At 71.3% G+C, this 20,293-nt stretch carries 17 protein-coding genes; 10 read left to right on the top strand and 7 right to left on the bottom strand.

From position 1 onward, the window contains the following. Positions 1-9 precede the first annotated feature (9 nt). On the bottom strand, positions 10-2,109 hold the full coding sequence (gene tkt, locus ACFSZT_RS17410) for a transketolase (protein WP_377388728.1): 2,100 nt from the start codon (positions 2,107-2,109) through the stop codon (positions 10-12). Between the two features lie 322 nt (positions 2,110-2,431). Here tkt and ACFSZT_RS17415 point away from each other — a divergent pair, with 322 nt between their 5' ends. The 3 genes from ACFSZT_RS17415 (at position 2,432) to ACFSZT_RS17425 (ending at position 6,496) form a co-directional block, all read left to right on the top strand. Beyond that, complete coding sequence (locus ACFSZT_RS17415; protein ID WP_377388726.1) at positions 2,432-3,412, top strand: heme o synthase; 981 nt, start codon at positions 2,432-2,434, stop codon at positions 3,410-3,412. A gap of 87 nt (positions 3,413-3,499) precedes the next feature. Continuing rightward, positions 3,500-5,872, top strand: a complete 2,373-nt coding sequence (locus ACFSZT_RS17420) for a HelD family protein (RefSeq protein WP_377478301.1) — start codon at positions 3,500-3,502, stop codon at positions 5,870-5,872. Between the two features lie 21 nt (positions 5,873-5,893). Next, entirely contained in the window at positions 5,894-6,496 is a 603-nt protein-coding gene (locus ACFSZT_RS17425) for an FKBP-type peptidyl-prolyl cis-trans isomerase (protein ID WP_377478303.1), read from the top strand. A 57-nt stretch (positions 6,497-6,553) separates the two neighbouring features. On the opposite strand, the gene ACFSZT_RS17430 is transcribed toward ACFSZT_RS17425, so the two are convergent. Further along, on the bottom strand, positions 6,554-7,525 hold the full coding sequence (locus ACFSZT_RS17430; RefSeq protein WP_377388720.1) for a quinone oxidoreductase family protein: 972 nt from the start codon (positions 7,523-7,525) through the stop codon (positions 6,554-6,556). A 167-nt stretch (positions 7,526-7,692) separates the two neighbouring features. Here ACFSZT_RS17430 and ACFSZT_RS17435 point away from each other — a divergent pair, with 167 nt between their 5' ends. The 5 genes from ACFSZT_RS17435 to ACFSZT_RS17455 are packed head-to-tail and all read left to right on the top strand — an operon-like array spanning position 7,693 to position 12,321. Further along, positions 7,693-8,664: a DMT family transporter gene (locus ACFSZT_RS17435; protein ID WP_377388718.1), complete on the top strand. Its 972-nt coding sequence runs from the start codon at positions 7,693-7,695 to the stop codon at positions 8,662-8,664. Between the two features lie 44 nt (positions 8,665-8,708). Further along, positions 8,709-9,386: a hypothetical protein gene (locus tag ACFSZT_RS17440; RefSeq protein WP_377388716.1), complete on the top strand. Its 678-nt coding sequence runs from the start codon at positions 8,709-8,711 to the stop codon at positions 9,384-9,386. 46 nt (positions 9,387-9,432) lie between these two features. Then, a complete protein-coding gene (locus ACFSZT_RS17445; protein WP_377388714.1) occupies positions 9,433-11,136 on the top strand; it encodes a phosphatase PAP2 family protein in 1,704 nt (567 codons plus the stop codon). Then, complete coding sequence (locus ACFSZT_RS17450; protein ID WP_377388712.1) at positions 11,129-11,452, top strand: hypothetical protein; 324 nt, start codon at positions 11,129-11,131, stop codon at positions 11,450-11,452. The genes ACFSZT_RS17445 and ACFSZT_RS17450 overlap by 8 nt, the downstream gene beginning before the upstream one ends. Continuing rightward, positions 11,449-12,321: an ATP-grasp domain-containing protein gene (locus tag ACFSZT_RS17455; RefSeq protein ID WP_377388710.1), complete on the top strand. Its 873-nt coding sequence runs from the start codon at positions 11,449-11,451 to the stop codon at positions 12,319-12,321. Before ACFSZT_RS17450 ends, ACFSZT_RS17455 begins: the two co-directional genes overlap by 4 nt. A gap of 24 nt (positions 12,322-12,345) precedes the next feature. On the opposite strand, the gene ACFSZT_RS17460 is transcribed toward ACFSZT_RS17455, so the two are convergent. The 5 genes from ACFSZT_RS17460 to mptB all read right to left on the bottom strand — a co-directional run bounded on the left by ACFSZT_RS17460 (position 12,346) and on the right by mptB (position 17,901). Beyond that, complete coding sequence (locus tag ACFSZT_RS17460) at positions 12,346-13,290, bottom strand: acyl-CoA desaturase (RefSeq protein WP_377388708.1); 945 nt, start codon at positions 13,288-13,290, stop codon at positions 12,346-12,348. Positions 13,291-13,453: 163 nt separating this feature from the next. Next, entirely contained in the window at positions 13,454-14,428 is a 975-nt protein-coding gene (locus tag ACFSZT_RS17465; RefSeq protein WP_377388706.1) for a COX15/CtaA family protein, read from the bottom strand. 136 nt (positions 14,429-14,564) lie between these two features. Next, the gene (locus ACFSZT_RS17470; protein ID WP_377388704.1) at positions 14,565-15,362 is read right to left on the bottom strand and encodes an ABC transporter permease; all 798 of its coding nucleotides are present in this window, start codon (positions 15,360-15,362) and stop codon (positions 14,565-14,567) included. After that, positions 15,359-16,285 (bottom strand): ABC transporter ATP-binding protein, encoded by a 927-nt coding sequence (locus tag ACFSZT_RS17475; protein WP_377388702.1) that lies wholly within the window; start codon positions 16,283-16,285, stop codon positions 15,359-15,361. The genes ACFSZT_RS17470 and ACFSZT_RS17475 overlap by 4 nt, the downstream gene beginning before the upstream one ends. Before the next feature lie 44 nt (positions 16,286-16,329). Beyond that, positions 16,330-17,901, bottom strand: a complete 1,572-nt coding sequence (gene mptB / locus ACFSZT_RS17480) for a polyprenol phosphomannose-dependent alpha 1,6 mannosyltransferase MptB (RefSeq protein ID WP_377389035.1) — start codon at positions 17,899-17,901, stop codon at positions 16,330-16,332. 178 nt (positions 17,902-18,079) lie between these two features. Here mptB and ACFSZT_RS17485 point away from each other — a divergent pair, with 178 nt between their 5' ends. After that, a complete protein-coding gene (locus ACFSZT_RS17485; RefSeq protein WP_377388699.1) occupies positions 18,080-18,847 on the top strand; it encodes a helix-turn-helix transcriptional regulator in 768 nt (255 codons plus the stop codon). Beyond that, the gene (sufB, locus tag ACFSZT_RS17490; RefSeq protein WP_377388697.1) at positions 18,844-20,292 is read left to right on the top strand and encodes a Fe-S cluster assembly protein SufB; all 1,449 of its coding nucleotides are present in this window, start codon (positions 18,844-18,846) and stop codon (positions 20,290-20,292) included. Before ACFSZT_RS17485 ends, sufB begins: the two co-directional genes overlap by 4 nt. The last annotated feature ends 1 nt before the right edge of the window (position 20,293 follow it).

Consider the following 20,293-nt stretch of genomic DNA (forward strand, 5'->3'; position numbering starts at 1 on the left):
CTTCGCAGGTCAGGAGTTCTTCTCCAGCGAGCGGCGGGCCGCGGCGACCACGGCCTCCGCGGTGAAGCCGAACTCACGGAACAGAGTCTGGTAGTCCGCCGAGGCGCCGAAGTGCTCGATCGAGACGATCTCGCCACCGTCGCCGACGAAGCGGTACCACGGCTGCGCGATGCCGGCCTCGACGGCGACGCGGGCCTTCACGGTCGGCGGGATCACGGCGTCGCGGTAGTCCTGGTCCTGCTGGTCGAACCACTCGACACACGGCATGGACACCACACTGGTGGGAACGCCCTCGGCCTCCAGTGTCTTCCTCGCCTCGACGGCGATCTGCACCTCCGACCCGGTGGCGATCAGCACGACCTCCGGGTTGCCGTTGGAGGCCTCGGCGAGCACGTAACCGCCCTTGGCGACGCCCTCCGGGCTGGTGCCCTCGAGCACCGGGACGTTCTGCCGGGTCAGCGCGAGGCCGGTCGGGTGGTGGACGTCCTCGAGCGCGGCCTTCCACGCCGCCGCCGTCTCGTTGGCGTCGGCGGGTCGCACCACGTTCAGGCCCGGGATCGCGCGCAGCGACGCGAGCTGCTCGATCGGCTGGTGCGTGGGACCGTCCTCGCCGAGGCCGATGGAGTCGTGCGTCCACACGTAGACGACCGGCGCCTTCATCAGCGCCGCGAGCCGCACGGCGGGCCGCATGTAGTCGCTGAAGATCAGGAACGTCGCGCCGTACGGGCGGGTGCCACCGTGCAGCGCGATGCCGTTGAGGATCGAGCCCATCGCGTGCTCACGGACACCGAAGTGCAGGTTCCGGCCGTACGGGTTGGTCGAGAACATCTCGGTGGACGCGCTCGACGGGCCGAACGAGTCGGCGTTCTTGATGATCGTGTTGTTGCTCTCGGCCAGGTCGGCCGACCCGCCCCAGAGCTCGGGCAGCGCGTCGCCGATGGCGTTGAGCACCTCACCGGAGGCCTTGCGCGTGGCGATGCCCTTGGCGTCCGGCTCCCAGGTCGGCAGCTTCTCGGCCCAGCCCGCGGGCAGGGTGCGGGTGCGCAGCCGGTCGGCCAGCTCCTTGCGCTCCGGGTTCTGCTTCGCCCAGGCGTCGAAGCGTTCCTGCCACTGCGCGTGGGCGGTCTTGCCGCGGTCGACGGCCTTGCGCGTGTGCGCCAGCACCTCGTCCTCGATCACGAAGCTGCGCTGCGGGTCGAAGCCGAGGATCTCCTTGACGGCGGCCACCTCGTCGGCGCCCAGCGCGGCGCCGTGCGCCTTGCCGGTGTTCATCTTGTTGGGTGCCGGGTAGCCGATGATCGTGCGCAGCAGGATGAACGACGGGCGCGTGGTCTCCTTCTTCGCCGCCTCGATCGCCTGCTCGAAGGCCACGACGTCCTCGCCGCCGTCGACCACCTGGACGTGCCAGCCGTAGGCCTCGTACCGCTTGGCGGTGTCCTCGGACAGCGCGATGGTGGTGTCGTCCTCGATGGAGATCTTGTTGTCGTCGTAGATGACGACGAGGTTGCCCAGCTCCTGGCGGCCCGCGATGGACGACGCCTCGGAGGTCACGCCCTCCTCGATGTCACCGTCGGAGGCGATGACGTAGATGTGGTGGTCGAACGGGCTCTCGCCCTGCGGCGCATCCGGGTCGAGCAGGCCGCGCTCACGGCGCGCCGCCATCGCCATGCCGACCGCGTTGGCCAGACCCTGGCCGAGCGGTCCGGTGGTGGTCTCGACGCCCGGAGTGTGCCGGTACTCCGGGTGTCCCGGGGTCTTGGAGTTCCACTTGCGCAGCTGCTTGAGATCCTCCATCTCCAGCCCGTAGCCGGCGAGGAACAGCTGGATGTAGAGCGTCAGACTGCTGTGACCCGCGGAGAGGATGAAGCGGTCCCGGGCGGGCCACTCCGGGTCGGCCGGGTCGTGCCGCATGATCCGCTGGAACAGCGAGTACGCGACGGGCGCCAGGCTCATCGCGGTGCCGGGGTGGCCGCTGCCGCAGTTCTCGACCGCGTCGGCGGCCAGCACACGGATCGTGTCCACGGCCCGGGTGTCGAGATCGGTCCAGTCGGCCGGGTAGTTCCGGCGCAGTAGGGGGTTGTTCTCCGCGGTCGAGGCGATTTCCGACACTGAACTCGGCTCCTGAGTCGTCTGCAGCTTGTTTCTCGTGGGTACCCGGCGGTCCGACCGCCACTGACCTTAATCGATCCTGACCCGGTTACCCCGAGGAACTCGCAGGTAACCACGGATGGTGCGACCGACGGCCGCAAGCCTAGTCCTTGCCTCTTCCGGCCGCGGCGGACACACCTGGCACGACCGGGCATGTGATGTGGGAGGCTCGGCCGGGGTACCGCCCGGAAGCCCGTGGGAGCTTCTACTACCCTTTGTCAAGGTGCCTGCCCGGCGTCGCGCGGGGCGGGTGCCGAGCCCGAATCTTGACGCAGGGAGCGAAATGTCGTTGGTGCACGCTGCGCACGACCGCAGTGAGAACACCAGCGCCGTGCATCCCACTGGCGAGTCCCCAGCCGGTGGCCGGCGAGGTATCCGCGAGGTCGTGGGCGCGTACGCCGCGCTCGCCAAGCCGAGGGTCATCGAGCTGTTGCTCGTCACGACCATCCCCGCGATGTTCCTCGCCGGGCGGGAGATCCCGTCGCCATGGCTGCTCATCGCCACGCTCGTCGGCGGCACGATGGCGGCCGGCAGCGCCAACGCGCTGAACTGCGTGATCGACGCCGACATCGACAAGGTGATGAACCGGACGAAGCGGCGTCCGCTCGTGCGCGACTCGGTTCCCCGGCGCAACGCGCTGATCTTCGGGCTCGCGCTGGGCGCGGCATCGTTCGCCGTGCTCAACCTCGCGGTGAACCTGCTGTCCGCGCTGCTGGCGATCGCGACGATCCTGTTCTACATCTTCGTCTACACGCTCGGCCTGAAGCGCCGCACGCCGCAGAACGTGGTGTGGGGCGGCGCCGCGGGGTGCATGCCGGTGGTGATCGGCTGGGCGGCCGTCACGGGAACGGTGGAGTGGCCCGCGTTCGTGATGTTCGGGGTCATCTTCTTCTGGACGCCGCCGCACACGTGGGCGCTCGGCATGAAGTACCGCGACGACTACGAGCGCGCGGGCGTGCCCATGCTGCCCGTGGTGGCCAGCCCGCTGCACGTGGCCCGCCAGATCGTCATCTACTCGTGGGTGATGGTCGGGTGGACGCTGCTGCTCGTTCCGGCCACCAGCTGGATCTACGCCTCGTTCGCCGCGCTGGCGGGCGCCTGGTTCCTCTTCTACGCGCACCGGCTGCACGCGTCGGTGCGGCGCGGCCGGGAGACCAGGCCCATGGCGTTGTTCCACCGCTCCAACACGTATCTGATGATCGTGTTCTGCGCGCTGGCCGTGGACGCCGCGATCGGCCTGCCCGTCGTCGGCCTGCCCTTCTGACGACCCGGCGGCCCCGGCGGGAATTCCCGGCGGCGGGTGTGCGTTGATACTCGGCCACCGATTTCCCTGATCCGAAAGGCGCTGCCCTTGTCCGTGTCCCCGTACGACCGGGAAGCCGACAGCACCGACAAGACCGACAAGAGCGCGGTGATCGCCGCCGAGCAGCGGTACGTCTCGCAGCTCTACGCCAAGCTCGACGCCGAGCGGGAACTGGTCGCCCGCCGGCTCGACGAGACACTGCGCAACGGCGGGGGACCGCCGCAGGCGCAGGCTGAGCGGGAAGCCGCGACGGCGACCTACAGCGACCGGCTCGCCCAGCTCAACTCCGTGGAACAGGGCCTGTGCTTCGGCAGGCTCGACTTCACCGAGGGCCACGACGGCGACTCGCCGATCTACATCGGCAGGCTCGGGTTGTTCGACGAGAGCGACGACTACCGGCCGTTGCTGGTGGACTGGCGTGCTCCCGTGGCCCGCCCGTTCTATCTGGCGACCGCGGCGTCCCCGGACGGCGTGCGCAGGCGACGGCATCTCCGCACCCTCACGCGGCGCGTCGTCGGCGTCGACGACGAGATCCTCGACATCGGTTCCGCCGGGGAGAGCGACCACCTCGGCCTGGCGGGCGAGGCGGCGTTGCTCTCCGCGCTCGAGCGCAGGCGGACCGGCGAGATGTCCGACATCGTCGCCACGATCCAGGCCGAGCAGGACCGCATCATCCGGGCCGACATGAACGGCGTGCTCGTCGTGCAGGGAGGGCCCGGCACCGGCAAGACCGCCGTGGCGCTGCATCGGGCCGCATACCTGCTCTACACGTACCGGCGGCAGCTCACGACCCGCGGCGTGCTCGTCGTCGGGCCCAACAGCACCTTCCTGCGCTACATCGGCCAGGTGCTGCCCTCGCTGGGGGAGACCGGTGTGCTCCTCACCACCATCGGCGAGCTGTACCCCGGCCTCGAGGCGACCGGCGCCGAGTCGCCGGAGGCCGCCGAGATCAAGGGCAGGCTGACGATGGTCGACGTGCTCACGCAGGCCGTACGCGACCGGCAGACCGTGCCGGACGACGTGCTGGAGATCGACGTCGAGGGCGAAGTCCTGACCCTCGACCGGCGGACGTGCGAGCGGGCTCGCGAGAAGGCCCGCCGGACCCTGCGGCCGCACAACGTGGCCCGCCGTGTGTTCGTGGACACGTTGCTCGACGCCCTGGCCGCGCAGTCGGCCGACCGGCTCGAGTCGGATGTGCTCGACGACGTCCCCGATATCCCGCTGGCCGAGGACGAGACCGACGAGGGCGACCTGCTGGACGCCCGCGACCATGCCGCGATCCGGCAGGAACTCGCCGAGGACGACGCCGTCCGCGCCGCGCTGCACGCGTTGTGGCCCAAGCTGACGCCGCAGGAGCTGCTCAGCGACCTGCTCACCGACGCGGAACGCCTGGAGTCGGCGACCCTCGGTCACCTCACCGACGCCGACCGGGACGCGTTGCTGCGCCCGCCCGGTTCACTGTGGACACCCGCCGACGTCCCGTTGCTCGACGAGCTGGCCGAACTGCTCGGCGAGGACGACACCGAGGCCCGTGAGCGCAGGGCACGCCGGGAGCGGGAGGAACGCGCCTACGCCGAGGGCGTGCTGCACGTCCTCGAACAGGACGACGAGATCATCGACGAGGAGATGATCCGAGTCCGCGACGTGCTCGACGCCGAATTGCTGGCCGAACGGCAGGAGGCCCGCAGCGCCCTGACCGCCGCCCAGCGGGCCGCGCAGGACCGGACGTGGACGTTCGGTCACGTGATCGTCGACGAGGCGCAGGAGCTCTCGGCGATGGACTGGCGGACGTTGATGCGACGCTGCCCGAGCCGGTCCATGACGATCGTGGGCGACGTCTCGCAGACCGGCTCACGGGCCGGGACGTCGGCGTGGGCGGACGTGCTCTCGCCCTACGTCGGCGATCGCTGGCGGCTGCGCGAGCTCACCGTGAACTACCGCACGCCGGCCGAGGTCATGGATCTCGCCGCGGGTGTGCTCGCCGAGATCGACCCCGGCCTGCGGGCGCCCACGTCGGTGCGGGACACGGGTGTCCCGCCGTGGCAGCGCTCGCTGGATCGGTCCGCCGTCGTGACCGAGATCTCCTCCATTGTGGACGCCGAGCTCGCCGAGGTGGACGGTGGCACGGTCGCGGTCGTGGTTCCCGGCGGGCTGGAGGCCGCGGTGGCGGGGGAGCTGGCCGGAGCGGGCGGCACGACCGCCGAGGACGACAACCCGCGGGTGTCCGTGCTGACGGTGGAGCGGGCCAAGGGGCTCGAGTTCGACTCGGTGGTGGTCGTGGCGCCGGACGAGATCGTCGCCGAGTCGCCGCGCGGGCTCAACGACCTCTACGTCGCGCTGACCCGGGCGACGCAGCGGCTCGGCATCGTCCACACGGGAGCGCCGATCGAGGCGCTGTCAGGCGCGCAAAGCGCCCGGTGAGCGCCCAGCTAGGGTGTGCGCATGCGCAATGCTGGCAAGATCATGATCGTGGCGGCCGTCGCCACGGCGCTCGCGGCGTGCTCGCCGTCCCGTGAGGAGCCGACCGACCTGTCGCCGAGCGAGCAGCCCACCCACACGCCCGCGCCGGTGTCGATCTCGGAGAGCGCCCCGCCGTCCGCCGAGCACGCGGCCGGGCAGGGCGGCAACCATGCCGAGCAGGCGGCCGAGTGCACGGCGGACGACATCACGGTCGACACCTCTGGCTCGCAGCCGCGGGTCACGATCCCGCGCGATTGCGCGGCACCCGGCGACATCGTGACGAAGGAACTCGAGCAGGGCAGCGGCGCGGCGGCCGCGGCCGGCTCGACCGTCGAGGTGAATTACCAGGTCGTCGGCTGGTCGGACGGTGCGGTCGCGGAGAACACGTTCGGCGACCAGCCGGAGCGGGTCACCCTCGGCGAGCCGCGGGACATCGAGGGCTGGGCGCAGGGCCTGGAGGGTATCCGGCAGGGCGGCACGCGCCTCATCGTGCTGCCGCCTGACCTCGGCTACTCCGCCCAGGGCGGCAACCCGCTCGCGGGCGAGAGCCTCGTGATCGTCGCCGAGGCCGTCCGCGTCGCCTGACGGCGCCGGCCGTGGCGTCCGCGCGCGCCGGTCCGCGGACGCCACGGCCACGCCGGCTCACGGCAGCAGCAGTACCTTGCCGGTCGTGCGCCTGCCCTGCAGGTCCTCGTGCGCCTGCCGGGCCTCGGTGAGCGGGTAGCGGGCGCCGATCCGGACGTCGAGCGTTCCGCGCCCCACGGCGTCGAACAGCTCGCTCGTGCGCCGTTCCAGCTCCTCACGGGTGGCCACGTAGTCGGCCGAGGTCGGGCGCGTCAGGTACAGCGAACCGCCCGAGTTGAGCACCTGCGGGTCGATCGGTGGCACCGGCCCGCTGGCGGCGCCGAACAGCACCAGCATGCCGCGCCTGCGCAGGCTGGCGAGGCTGCCCTCGTAGGTGGACCTGCCGACGCCGTCGTACACCACGGCGACCCCCTCGCCACTGGTCAGTTCCTTGGTGGCCTCCGTGAAGTCGCGCTCGGTGTAGCGGATGACCTCGTCCGCGCCGGCTTCCCGCGCGAGCCGCTCCTTGTCGGCCGTGGAGACGGTGCCGATCACGCGCGCGCCCTTCGCCTTGGCCAGCTGCACCAGCAGCAGCCCGACGCCGCCCGCGGCCGCGTGCACGAGGATCGTCTCGCCGTCGGAGACCGGGTACGTCGAATTCACCAGGTAGTGCGCCGTGATGCCCTGCAGCATCGTCGCGGCGGCCGTCTCGTCCGGCACCCCGTCGGGGATCCGGACGGCGATCTCGGCGGGCACGAGCGCCCGCTGCGCGTACCCGCCGGGGTGGCCCTGCCACGCCACACGGTCGCCGACCCGCAGGCCGGTCACGCCGCTGCCGACCGCCGCGATCGTGCCGGCACCCTCCAGCCCGGGCGTGTACGGCAGCGGGACGCGGTAGATGCCGCTGCGCTGATAGGTGTCGATGTAGTTGACGCCCGCGGCGGCGACGTCGACGAGGACCTCACCGGGGCCCGGCTCGCCCACCTCGACCTCCGCGGTCTGCAGAACCTCGGGACCGCCGGTCCGCTCGATCCGAACAGCTGTGGGCATCCGTCCTCCTCGTCTCGGTGCACGTCGATCCGACCTTAAAGAAGGATCTTCCCCGCGCGGAAGCGGGCGACACGCGGGCCGGTGTAATCTGCCGTCAACCGCCCTGATCGGCGGTTTTTCATGATCGGCCGGGAATGCGAGCCCGGCTCGGAGCGCTGGTATTTGCGATGTTCCTGCCCGTATTCCTCGGTTTCCTGGCGGCATTTCTCTTCGCCGCCTCCGCGGCGCTGCAGCGCGGAGCCGTGCTCGATGCCGCGGATTCCGACACCGAGCATCGGGCGAGCAGGCACCAGGTGCCCGTCCTGTGGCTCGTCCGGCGGCTGGTGCGACGGCCGCGCTGGCTGTTCGGCTGGACGACCAACCTCGTCGGCTTCGGCTGTCAGGCCGCCGCGCTGCACCTGGGGACGGTGGCGCTGGTGCAGCCCCTGCTGGTCACGCAGCTGCTGTTCGCCCTGCCCATGGCCTCGGCCGCCATCCGGCGGTGGCCGACGCTGCGGGACTGGCTCGCCGCGCTGGCCGTCAGCGGGGGAGTCGCGGTGTTCCTGGCCGTCGAGGGCACCGCGCCGCTCGAGGGCGAGCCGAACCGGGGGAGGTTGCTGCTCGCCGTCCTGGTGGCCGCGGCCGTGGTGGTCAGCCTGGTCCAGCTCGCCCAGCGCAAGCGCCCGATGGTGTACGCGGCACTGATCGCGACGGCCGCCGCACTGTGTTACGCGACGAGCGCGGCGATGATGAAGCTGACCGCGGACAGCCTCGTCGAGCGCGGCGTGGCGGAGACGGCCGCGGACTGGCCCGGGTACGTGCTCGCGGTGTCGACCCTGTGCGGGCTCCTGCTCGGCCAGCAGGCGTACGGGTCAGGGTCGCTCTCGGCCGCGATCGCGGTGATGTCCATCGTCAACCCCGTCACCAGCTACGCCCTTGGCCTGCTGGCGTTCGACGCGACGCTGCGGGTGTCCACGGGTTCACTCGCCGCGACCGCCGGTGCGGCGGTGCTGCTCATCGTCGGCGTCCTCGGGCTGGCGCATTCCCCCACCGTGAGAAAAGAGACCTCGAGCACTGCGGAACACGGGGTTTACCCCCAATCGGGTAACGTTTCGGGCACGGTTTCCACCAGGACGCGAAAAACGGGTACGCGCCCTTAGGGGTAACCGGAATCCGAAGCACCCGAAGCCGGGAGGCCAACCCCGTGCAACCTCGCCTGCCGTCCACCGAACGGCACCTGGTCATCGAGATCCCGCATTGGCGGGCCACGATCACCAGAGCCGTCCGCATGGCTCTGGAGACGGCGGTGATTCCCACCCTGCTGCTGATGCTGCTGCTCCACTACGTCGGGCTGGTCGCCGGGCTGTGCGCCGTGCTCGGCTGGTGCGCCTTCGTCATCGGCACCCGGCGAGCGCTCGGCAAGGAGCTGCCGCACACCTTGCTGCTGTGTACGGGGATGCTCGCGGGCAAGGCGGCGCTCGCGCTGGTGACCTCGAGCGCCGTGGTGTACGTGCTGCAACCCGTGGTCGGCTCGATTCTGATGTTCCTGCTGTTCGTGGGCAGCGCCATGGCGGGCAAGCCGATCACGGCGCGGCTGGCGCGCGACTTCGTGCACCTGCCCGCCGAACTGTTCACCAACAACGCCGTACGCAAGGTCTTCATCAACGTCGCGCTGCTGTGGGGCGGGTCGCGGCTGATCGACGCGGCGATGACGCTCGGCTTCCTGCAGTGGAGCGTGGAGGCCGGATTGCTCTCGCGCGGCGTGTTCAGCGGCCTGCTCACCGCGCTGACGATCGCCGTGTGCGCTGGTCACGGCTGGCGTGCCCTGCGCAAGCTGCCCGGCGTGACCCTGCGGCTGGGGCACAAGCCCGCCCTGGCCTGATATTTCGAAGCGGGCGTGGCGCCCGCCCGGCGTGCTATACGGGAGTGTGCTCACTGCGGGTTCGGCGCGCGGCACCGCCTCAGCCGGCACCGGTGCCGCGGGCTTCCGGCCGCCGCGCTGGCAGGCCGAGGTTCTGCTCGGCCTGGCGCTGTTCGGCGTCTACATCCTGGTCAAGGTCTTCGCCTTGCCCGGGGCCCACGCCCGCGCGCTGAGCAACGGGCAGGACGTCCTCGCGGCGGAGCGTGCGCTCGGCCTCGACTTCGAGCTGCCCATCAACCTGTGGCTGGCCGACCAGGGATGGCTGCGGATCGCGGCCAACTACGAGTACGCCTACACCTACATCGTCACCACGCTCGTGCTGCTCGTGTGGGTGTTCGTCCGGCGTCCTGAGCAGTACCGGTGGGTGCGTGACTCGTTCGTGTGGATGAACCTGGTGTCCCTGGCGGTGTTCTGGGTCTATCCCGTCGCGCCGCCGCGCATGCTGACCGAGTTCGGCTTCGTCGACACGGTGCGGCTCGGCCCGACGTGGGGCTCGTGGGGCTCGCCGCTGGTGGACAGCGCCAACCAGCTCGCCGCCATGCCGTCGCTGCACATCGGCTGGGCGCTGTGGACGTCGGTGGTGCTCGCGCGGCTGTCCGGCGGCCGCCTCGTGCAGATCGCCAGCGCCCTGCACGTCGTGCTGACGTTCGTGGTGATCGTCGCGACCGGCAACCACTACTGGCTGGACGCCGTGGGCGGGGTGCTCGTCGTCTGGCTCGGCATGGTGCCGGCCCGCCGGGCACGGGAACGGGCCGAACGAGCCGGTCCGCACGCCGGGGGACTGGTGGTGCTGCTCGAGGCCGGTGATCCCGGCCCGTCGGCGGCCGGGGTGCGGGCGGTGCTCGCCGAGCGCCTGCCTGCGCGGATGCGCAGGCGGCGGGACCACGCGGGGCTGTGGCCGCGAGCGCGACGGGAACCGGACTGGGCGTGGCACGTACCCGAACTCGACGCGACCACTCCGGACGGCGAGCCGGGCGGGCTGGCCGTCGTCCACCGGCTCGCCGCGGAGCTCGCTGCCGAGCCGTGGCCGCGCGACCGGCCACCGTGGCGCTGCGCGCTCGTCACCGGGGTCGCCGACGACGTCGCCGCCCTGGTCGTCCTGGTGCATCGCGCGGCCGGTGACGAGACGACGGCGGCGGACCTCCTGCGCAGCGTCACCCGCGAGGGACGGGCGGTGCCACCCGCGCGGGGTGCCGCGAGCGGTCCGTTCGGCACCGTGGTCCTCGACCGCGACCGGCTCGATGTCCCGGCCCGCCAGCACGCGGTCCCGGCCGCCGACGTGCTTCGCTGTGCCGTGGCCGGTGCCCTGCGCCGGGTGTGTCCGGGTCCGTTGCCGGAGGCGCTCAGCGTGGCGGTGTCCGGGGAACCCACCGCACCGCTGGCCGCCGTACCCCTCGACGACCTGCCCGAGACGTGGCGGCTGACCGGCATCGCGCGGCTGCACGGCCTGCGGACGCGTGCGGGCGGCCTGGTGCGGCGCGTGGCCGGCCCGCACACCCCGGTGTGCCTGGGCGAGGTGCCGGTGCGCACGGTGCTGCCGCTGCCGCTGCCCGCGCCCGGCGCGCTCGTCACGCTCACGGCGCTGGACTGGGCGAACTCGGTGACGATCGGGGTGCTGCTCGACCCGGCCGCGGGCGGTGACGTCGAGCGTTTCCTCAAGGAGTTCCGCGCGGTGCTCGACGAGCTGCACCTAGACTTGCGCCGTGGCTGAGACCGAGAGCACCGAGCAGACCCCCGCAGCACCCACGAGCCAGCAGCTGGCGGCCGCCAAGGCCTTCGTCGCGGCGCACGGCAAGCCGTCCCGCGCCGTCGTGGAGCGCATCGGCAGGGCGGGCGCACGGGTCGTCCTGGTGGGCGCCGACGGCGCCCTCGGCGACGTCGTGGTCCCGAGCCCCGAGACCGGCGAGGCGCTCGTCGCCGCCGTCGAGGACCTCGAGCCGGCCGAATGGGACGCCGACACCGTGAACGCGACCGTCATCGGTCCCGAGCACCGGCGCAGGATGGCGGGTCCGCTGGCTCGCCGGTGACGGCGCGGGCGATCTTCGTCGGCTGCGCGCACCGTCCCGAGGGCAACGGCGACGACGACGCGGCGGTGCGCGCACTGGCCGACATCGGCGTCGCCACCCGCTGGGCGGTGTGGGACGACCCGGCCGAGGACGTCGCGAGCGCGGACGTGGTGATCCTCCGGGCGACGTGGGACTACCCACTGCGGCGGGACGAGTTCCTGGCGTGGTGTGCCTCGGTGCCGCGGCTGCGCAACCCGTTCGCGGCGGTGCGGTGGAACACCGACAAGTCCTACCTGCTGGACCTCGAACGAGCCGGTGTCCCCATCGTGCCGACCCGGCTGGTGCATCCCGGGACGGTGCCGGAGTGGCCGGAGGGGGAGTTCGTCCTCAAACCCGCCGTCGGCGCGGGTTCGGTCGGCGCGGCGCGATTCGCCGCGGGCGAGCACGAGCGCGCGGCCGAACACCTCCGCAGCCTGCACGACCGGCGGCGGACGGCGCTGCTGCAGCCGTATCAGGCGGCCGTCGACAGCGAGGGCGAGACAGCGCTCGTGTTCTTCGGCGGCCAGTACTCGCACGCCTTCACCAAGGGCCCGATGCTCACCGGTGCCGGACTCGACGGGTCGGGACTGTATGTCGCGGAGAAGCGCGGCACCACCACGCCGTCGGTGGCTTGGCGGGCACTGGCCGAGGACACGCTGGACGCGGCGGCGGCCCACCTCGGCCTGCGCCGCGGCGACCTGCTCTACGCCCGGGTCGACGTCGTGCGCACGGACGCGGGGACCCCCGCGCTGCTCGAACTCGAAGTCACCGAACCGAGTCTGGGCTTCGGGCAGGCGGACGAGGCCGCGGCACTGCGATTCGCCTCGGCCGTGCGTGGCGTGCTCGCCTGACCGCGCCACGCACGGCGCCGGGGCTCAGGCCGTGGCGCGCTTGGCGGCGATCCGCTCGGCACGAGGCCAGCGGACGTTGCGCGCCCAGCCGAGCTTCTCGAAGAGCCAGATGATCCGCGCGGAGATGTCGATCTGCCCGCGCAGCACACCGTGGCGCGCGCACGTCGGGTCGGCGTGGTGGGAGTTGTGCCACGACTCGCCCATGGACAGGATCGCCAGCGGCCAGAAGTTCGCGGCCCTGTCGCGGCTGGCGAACGGCCGCTCGCCGACCATGTGGCAGATGGAGTTCACCGACCACGTCACGTGGTGGGAGAAGGCGATCCGGACGAGCCCGGCCCAGAAGAACGCGGTCACCGCGCCCCACCACGACCAGGTGAGCAGGCCTCCGAGCAGCGCGGGCAGCGCGAGGCTCAGGGTGATCCACAGCCAGAAGTAGCGGTTGACGACCTTGAGGTCCTTGTCGGCGAGCAGGTCGGGCGCGAAGCGTTCGTAGTTGGTGACGTCCCGCTTGAACATCCAGCCCATGTGGGCGTGCCAGAAGCCGCGCAGCAGCGCGCCCGGAGACGTGCCGAACAGCCACGGGGAGTGCGGGTCTCCCTCCCGGTCGGCGAACGCGTGGTGCCTGCGGTGGCTGGCCACCCAGAAGATCACCGAACCCTGGACGGCCATGCTGCCGACGATGGCGAGGGCGATCCGCAGCGGCCGGTTGGTCTTGAACGCACCGTGCGTGAAGTAGCGGTGATAGCCGACCGTGACGCCGAGCGTGCCCACCGTGTAGAAGAGGGCCGCGAGCGCGAGATCGACCCAGGTGAGGCCCCATCCCCAGGCGAAGGGCACGGCGGCGACGAGAGCGAGGAACGGGATCAGCAGGAATGCCTTGAGGACGATCATCTGGCCCGTGGTGCGCTGGCTTCCGATGATCGGCTTCGGCGGGGTTTTCGTCGTCGACGCCTGTGCGGGACTGCTCATGTTTCGGTGCGACCTCGTATCGGGAGGGGGACTGGACGGCTCGGCGAGTACCGGGGAAAAACGGTCGTTCGGAACAACTCCGGTTGGCATCAGGGTAACGGCAGAGCGGGATGATCACCCTGCCGTGCCGATGACGGCCCGGTGACGGTCGGCGAACAGGAAGCTAGCGAGCAGTCGCCGCGTTCTCGGGCACGGCGGCGGGTGCCTCGCTGACGACGGGCCCGCGGTCCCGGGCGGCGCACCACAGCGCCGCGGTCGCCACGATGACCGCCGCGGAGCCCAGCACATGGAAGGAGACGAGCTCCTCGGGCACTCCGAGGCGGTACTGCACGCTGCCGAGGGTGCCCTGCGCGAGTGCGACCGCCCAGACGACCGCGTACCGCCGCCACAGCCGGGCGGTGGCTCCGGTGCGCATCCACTGCAGGCCGAGCATCGCGAGGACGATCAGGTAGACCACGAGCAGGCCACCGTGGATGAGAGTCAGTGTTTCGATCGGGGCGTCGAAGCGCGGGGTGTCGGGATCGCCGCCGTGCGGGCCGGCTCCCGTGACGGTGGTGCCGGCGACCAGCACGGCCCCCATCGCGGCGACGAGTGCGACGAGGAGCGTCCGGCCGCCCTCGGGGACGCGCCAGCGTGGGCGTTCGTCACCCTCGCCGAAGGCGAACAGCAGCAGCGTGGCGAGCCACACGAGCACGGTCGAGGCGAGGAAGTGGATGGCGACCGTCCACCAGAGCAGGCCGGTGAGCACGGTCATGCCGCCGATCACGGCCTGGGCGACGACGCCGCCCGGCATGGTCCACGCGAGCTTGACGAGGCGCGCGCGGCCGGGGTGGTCGATCTTGATGCGCCATGCCGCGAGTACGCACAGCGCGGCGACGATGCCGACCACGCCGGTGAGCAGCCGGTTGCCGAACTCGATCCACTGCGTCAGCGTCTCGTACTCGGGGTGCTCGACGGGGAACATGCTGCCCTCGAAGCACTGCGGCCACGTGGGGCAGCCGAGCCCGGATCCGGTGACGCGCACGACCGATCCGGTGACTCCGATGCCACCCTGCGTGATGATCGCGGCGATGGCGAGCGCTCGCTGCACCGTCCGCGATGGATAGGGAAGCCGGGCAACGAGCGAAGACAGCTGCACGACATCGAATAGTAGTTGGGCGCGCAGCGCCTCCGTATGGGTGGTGGTGGGAGACGGGTGGGCGTAGTTGGGCGCGCAGCGCCTCCGTATGGGTGGTGGTGGGAGACGGGTGGCCCGCGGAGGCGCCGGTGTGCCGCTAGGTGAGCTTGGTGGTCCGGGTCGCGAGGGCGCCGGCGGCGACGGTCCACACCGCGAGCACCGCGACCGGGCCGGCCGTGAACCTGCCGTCGACGAGTGCGGCGTGCAGGCCTTCCGCGAGGGCACCGGAGGGGAGCAGCACCACGAGGTCGCCGTAGGCGTCGGGGAGCGTGGCCGGCGCCATGAGGATGCCGCCCGCGAGGAGCAGCACGAACCACACGATGTTGGCGAGCGCCAGCACCGCCTCGGCCCGCATCGCCCCGCCGAGCAGCACGCCGAGCGCGCCGAAGCACAGTGTCCCGAGCACGATCAGGACGATGCCGAACACGGTGCCGGCTCCGGAGGGCGACCAGCCGAGCAGCGCCGCGACGATGCCGAGCAGCACAACCTGCAGCGTCACGACGACGAGTGCGGCGACGAGTCGCCCGGCCACGAGGAGCCAGCGGGGCAGGGCCGTCGCCGAGAGTCGTTTGAGCACGCCGTAGCGGCGGTCGAAGCCGAGTGCGATGGCCTGCCCGGTGAACGCCGACGACAGCACGGCGAGCGCCAGGATCCGCGGGGTCACCCAGTCGACGCGCGGCAGCGACTCGAACTCGCCCGCGGGGAGCACGTCGAGCAGGCTCAGGCTGATGAGCAGCGCGATCGGGATGAGCAGGGTGAGCAGGATCTGCTCGCCGTGGCGCAGGGTGAGGCTGGTCTCGACGCGGGCGTGCGTGAACAGCATCCGGCCGAGCCGTCCCACGCCGGGGGCAGGGGTGAAGGTGCCCGCGGGGAACCGGCTGCCGGTCGCGGTCATGTGCGCAGCTCCCGTCCGGTCAGCTCGAGGAAGACCTCCTCGAGGTCGCGCCGCCCGACGTGCAGCTCCTCGGCGAGCACGCCTTGCTGCGCGCACCAGGACGTCACCGTGGAGACCACCTGTGGGTCGACGTAGCCGATGACGCGGTACGAGCCGGGGGTGGATTCGCGCACGAGGTAGCCCTCGGGCAGGGCGGCGCTCAGCAGTGCCGTGTCGAGGCCGGGGCGGGTGCGGAACCGCAGCTGGGCGTCCTCCGCGTGCTCGGCGGTCAGCGCGTTCGGCGAGCCCTGGGCGATGATGCGGCCGCCGTCGACGATCACGACGTCGTCGGCGAGGGTCTCGGCCTCTTCCATGAGATGGGTGGTCAGGAGCACGCTCACGCCGTCGGAGCGCAGGGCCGCGAGGAGATCCCACACCAGGCGCCGGGCCTGGGGGTCCATGCCGGAGGTCGGCTCGTCGAGGAATACGAGCTCCGGCCTGCCGACGAGCGCGCAGGCCAGCGACAGCCGTTGCTGCTGGCCGCCGGAGAGCCGCTTGAACGGTGTGCGCCGGGCGTTCGTGAGCCCGAGAACGTCGAGCAGCCAGGCGGGATCCAGCGGGCTTTCCGCGCACGCGGCGACCAGGCGCAGCATCTCCTCGGCCCGGACGCCGGGGTAGGCACCGCCGCCCTGTGGCATCACCCCGATCCGGGGACGCAGCGCGGCGCCGTCCCGCACGGGGTCGAGGCCGAGGACACGCACCGTGCCGCTGTCGGGGCGCGCGAAGCCCTCGCAGATCTCGACGGTGGTGGTCTTGCCCGCCCCGTTGGGGCCGAGGAGGGCGAGCAGAACGCCCCGCGGCATCTTCAGGTCGAGCCCGTCGACGGCGGTGACCGTTCCGAAGCGTTTCACCAGCCCGGTGATCTCGACGGCCGCTGCACTCACGAACATCAAGGGTACGGCGTGCCGCCGCATCGGCTTACAGCGACTCATCCGGCGCCGGACGGTGCCCCCTCGCCACGCCGGGCGAAGAGCATCGGCGCCGCACGCCACATCACCAGCACGGCACCGAGAATGACGATCCCGCCGGCGAGGTAGGCCTGGGACACGATGTAGGAGCGCCCGTCGAACGTGCTGCCCGTCGGCGGGATGAGCACGGCGAGCACCGCACTGACCACCGTCGCCACCACGCGGAACCGTGAGGTGCCCGCGGAGGCTGCGAGCGGGATGACCGCCCACAGCAGCCACCACGGCTGCATCGCGACGTGCAGGGTCATGAACGCCCCGAGCGACACGCCCAGCCCGATGATCGGCCGGTAGCGCCAGCGGAAGCTGTCCCAGAGGAACTTGACGGTGATGCCGCCCGCCACGGCGTAGCCGAGGAAACCGAGGATGGCGATGACCGCGGCGGTGTGGTTGCCCAGGCCCAGCGTGATCCCGAGGACGCCGCCGAGCTGCCCGAGCTCGGCGACGGGCGAGATCCAGTTCCAGACCATGGCGGGCGTGCCGAGGGCGCCGACCCAGCCGAACCCGAGTCCGGTGCCGAACGCCACGGCGGTGGTCACGGCGGCGCACACGACCGTCATGAGCGCCGCCGCCCAGAGCAGGTCGGTGATCCGGCCGTACCAGCGGCGGGCGATCAGCACACCGAAGAAGCCGAGCGCCACGATGGCGTGGATCTTGATCATCGCGGCCAGGGTGATGACCGTGGCGCCGGCGAGGATGCACAGCAGCTCACCGCGCGCCAGTGGGGGAGGTGCGTCCCCGGCGACGCGGATCGGCAGCCGCCGGATGCCGATCTCCAGGCCGGCGAGCATCAGGCCGATGCCGAGCGCCTCGTTGTGGGCGCCCGCGACGAGGTGGAAGAGCACGAGCGGGTTGGCTGCGCCGAGCCACAGCGCGGTGGCCGGCTGCACCCCGAACCGGCGGGCCAGCCGGGGCAGCGCCCACACGATCAGGCCGAGGCCGACGAGCGCCAGCGCACGCATGAGCAGGACACCGGGTGCGACGTGGTTGCCGACTGCGGCGGAGATCCAGCTGCCGAGAGTCAGGAACAGCGGACCGTAGGGAGCGGGCGTGTCGCGCCACATGTTCGACACGCCCGCGGTGAGCGGATCGCCCACGCCGAGTGCCTCGGCGGGACCGAGTTCGTAGGGGTCCATGCCGCGGGCGACGATCGCGCTCTGCGCGAGGTAGCTGTAGACGTCGCGGGAGAACAGCGGCGGGATGACGAGCAGCGGGACGATCCAGGTCACGAGCGTGCGATGCAGCTGGCCGGTGCTCGCCAGGCGGGTGCGGCCCGGCCGGGCGAACCGGCCGAGCAGGAGCCAGGCGATGACGAGCATCCCCATGCCGGTGAAGGCGACGGCGAGCGAGACCGTGGGGATCCGCGCGAACACCCGCAGTACCGGGATGCCGAGCACGGGGTTCAGGACCGGCGCGGCGCCCGCGCCCAGTGAGCCGCAGGCGAGGAACAGCGACCCCACCGCGCCGAAGCGCCGGACGACCGCGATCGCCCGGATCTCCTCGTTGTCCAGGGGTTCCGGGTCTTCAGGGTGCACGGGAGAGCGCACGGGAAGCCCAGGATCCGGGACGGACGGCGCCTCGTCGGCCTGCTGCCGCGTTCCTCCCTTGCCCGATGCCACGCGGGAAGCGTATCGACTGGGGTGAGTGCGTGAGTCCGGTCACTCGGTTTCGCGGATCTTTGCCCTCGGCCCGGAAATACGACACACTTATGTTGTGAAAAAGCAGGGAACCGACGACCAGCATGACGGCGGCCGGCCGTCCACTGCCGGTGGTGTCCCTGTTCAGGTGACGGCCGAGGGCCGGACTCGCAACGAGGTCGCCCGGCTGCTGCTCGAGCAGGGGCCCATGACCGCGGTGTCGGTGGCCGAACAGCTCGGCATCAGCCCGACGGCGGTGCGCCGCCATCTCGACGCACTGCTCGCCGACCACGAGGCCGAGACCAGGGAGGCTCCGCGGCGCGGTCCGCGGGGGCGAGGCCGTCCCGCCAAGCTGTTCCTGCTCACCGAGCAGGGACGGGCGCGGTTCGGTCACGCCTACGACGACCTGGCCGTCTCCGCCATCCGCTTCCTCGCCGAGCACGCGGGCGAGGACGCGGTTCGCGCGTTCGCCGAGCGCCGGGTGGCGGCGCTCGTGGACCCGTACCGGGAGTCGATCGCCCGCGAGGGGGCTCCCGCAGGCAAGGCAGAGGCCCTGGCCCTCGCCCTGACCAGGGAGGGTTACGCTGCGTCGACCAGGCAGGTCGGCGCGCCCGAACTGGGCACAGGAGCGCAGCTCTGTCAGCACCACTGCCCGGTCGCCCACGTCGCAGCCGAGTTCCCGCAGCTGTGCGAGGCCGAGACCGAGGCCTTCGCGCAGTTGCTCGGCACCCACGTGCAGCGACTGGCGACCATCGCGCGCGGCGATGCCGCGTGCACCACGCACGTGCCCGCCGAGACGTCGGGTCACGAAGCACGAACTCCGAATGGAGGGACGACCGCATGACTGCCGCTGCCGAGCAGCGCAATCCCACCACCACGCCGATGAGCCAGGAAGAGACCATCGAGTCCCTGGGCAAGTACGCGTTCGGCTGGGCGGACCCGGACACCGCGGGCGCCAGCGCCCGACGCGGCCTCGACGAGGATGTCGTCAACGACATCTCGGCGAAGAAGTCCGAGCCGGAGTGGATGCGCGAGACGCGCCTGAAGGCGCTCAAGCTGTTCGAACGCAAGCCCATGCCCAACTGGGGCGCCGACCTGTCGGGGATCGACTTCGACAACATCAAGTACTTCGTCCGGTCCACGGAGAAGCAGGCCACCAGCTGGGACGAGCTGCCCACGGACATCAAGAACACCTACGACAAGCTCGGCATCCCGGAGGCGGAGAAGCAGCGCCTGATCGCCGGTGTGGCGGCGCAGTACGAGTCCGAGGTCGTCTACCACCAGATCCGCGAGGACCTGGAGAAGCAGGGCGTCCTCTTCCTCGACACGGACACGGCTCTGCGGGAGCACCCCGAGCTGTTCAAGGAGTACTTCGGGTCGGTCATCCCGGCCGGTGACAACAAGTTCTCCGCGCTGAACACGGCCGTGTGGTCCGGTGGTTCCTTCATCTACGTGCCGCCGGGTGTGCACGTCGACATCCCGCTGCAGGCCTACTTCCGGATCAACACCGAGAACATGGGCCAGTTCGAGCGGACGCTGATCATCGTCGACGAGGGCGCCTACGTGCACTACGTCGAGGGCTGCACCGCGCCGATCTACAAGTCGGACTCGCTGCATTCGGCGGTCGTGGAGATCATCGTCAAGAAGGGCGGCCGCTGCCGCTACACGACCATCCAGAACTGGTCGAACAACGTCTACAACCTGGTCACCAAGCGCGCCAAGGCCGAAGAGGGCGCCACCATGGAGTGGGTCGACGGCAACATCGGCTCCAAGGTGACCATGAAGTACCCGTCGGTGTTCCTCATGGGCGAGCACGCCAAGGGCGAGGTCCTGTCGGTCGCGTTCGCGGGCGAGGGCCAGCACCAGGACGCCGGCGCGAAGATGGAGCACCTCGCGCCGCACACGTCGTCGACGATCGTGTCGAAGTCGGTCGCCCGTGGCGGTGGCCGGACCTCGTACCGCGGTCTGGTGAAGGTCGCCAAGCGGGCGCACCACTCGCGGTCGACGGTGAAGTGCGACGCGCTGCTGGTGGACACGATCTCGCGGTCGGACACCTACCCCTACGTCGACATCCGCAACGACGACGTGTCGATGGGCCACGAGGCCACGGTGTCCAAGGTGAGCGAGGACCAGCTGTTCTACCTGATGTCGCGTGGCCTCACCGAGGACGAGGCCATGGCGATGGTGGTGCGCGGGTTCGTCGAGCCCATCGCGCGGGAGCTGCCGATGGAGTACGCACTCGAGCTCAACCGCCTGATCGAGCTGCAGATGGAAGGAGCCGTCGGCTGAC

The organism is Prauserella oleivorans, assembly GCF_042685745.1.
Taxonomy (GTDB): Bacteria; Actinomycetota; Actinomycetes; order Mycobacteriales; family Pseudonocardiaceae; genus Prauserella_A; species Prauserella_A oleivorans.

Coding starts and splice junctions, on each gene's coding strand:
- ACFSZT_RS17415 (WP_377388726.1), top strand. CDS start 2,432: ATGTCGTTGGTGCACGCTGCGCACGACCGCAGTGAGAACACCAGCGCC.
- ACFSZT_RS17425 (WP_377478303.1), top strand. CDS start 5,894: ATGCGCAATGCTGGCAAGATCATGATCGTGGCGGCCGTCGCCACGGCG.
- ACFSZT_RS17460 (WP_377388708.1), bottom strand. CDS start 13,290: ATGAGCAGTCCCGCACAGGCGTCGACGACGAAAACCCCGCCGAAGCCG.
- ACFSZT_RS17470 (WP_377388704.1), bottom strand. CDS start 15,362: ATGACCGCGACCGGCAGCCGGTTCCCCGCGGGCACCTTCACCCCTGCC.
- ACFSZT_RS17435 (WP_377388718.1), top strand. CDS start 7,693: ATGTTCCTGCCCGTATTCCTCGGTTTCCTGGCGGCATTTCTCTTCGCC.
- ACFSZT_RS17430 (WP_377388720.1), bottom strand. CDS start 7,525: ATGCCCACAGCTGTTCGGATCGAGCGGACCGGCGGTCCCGAGGTTCTG.
- sufB (WP_377388697.1), top strand. CDS start 18,844: ATGACTGCCGCTGCCGAGCAGCGCAATCCCACCACCACGCCGATGAGC.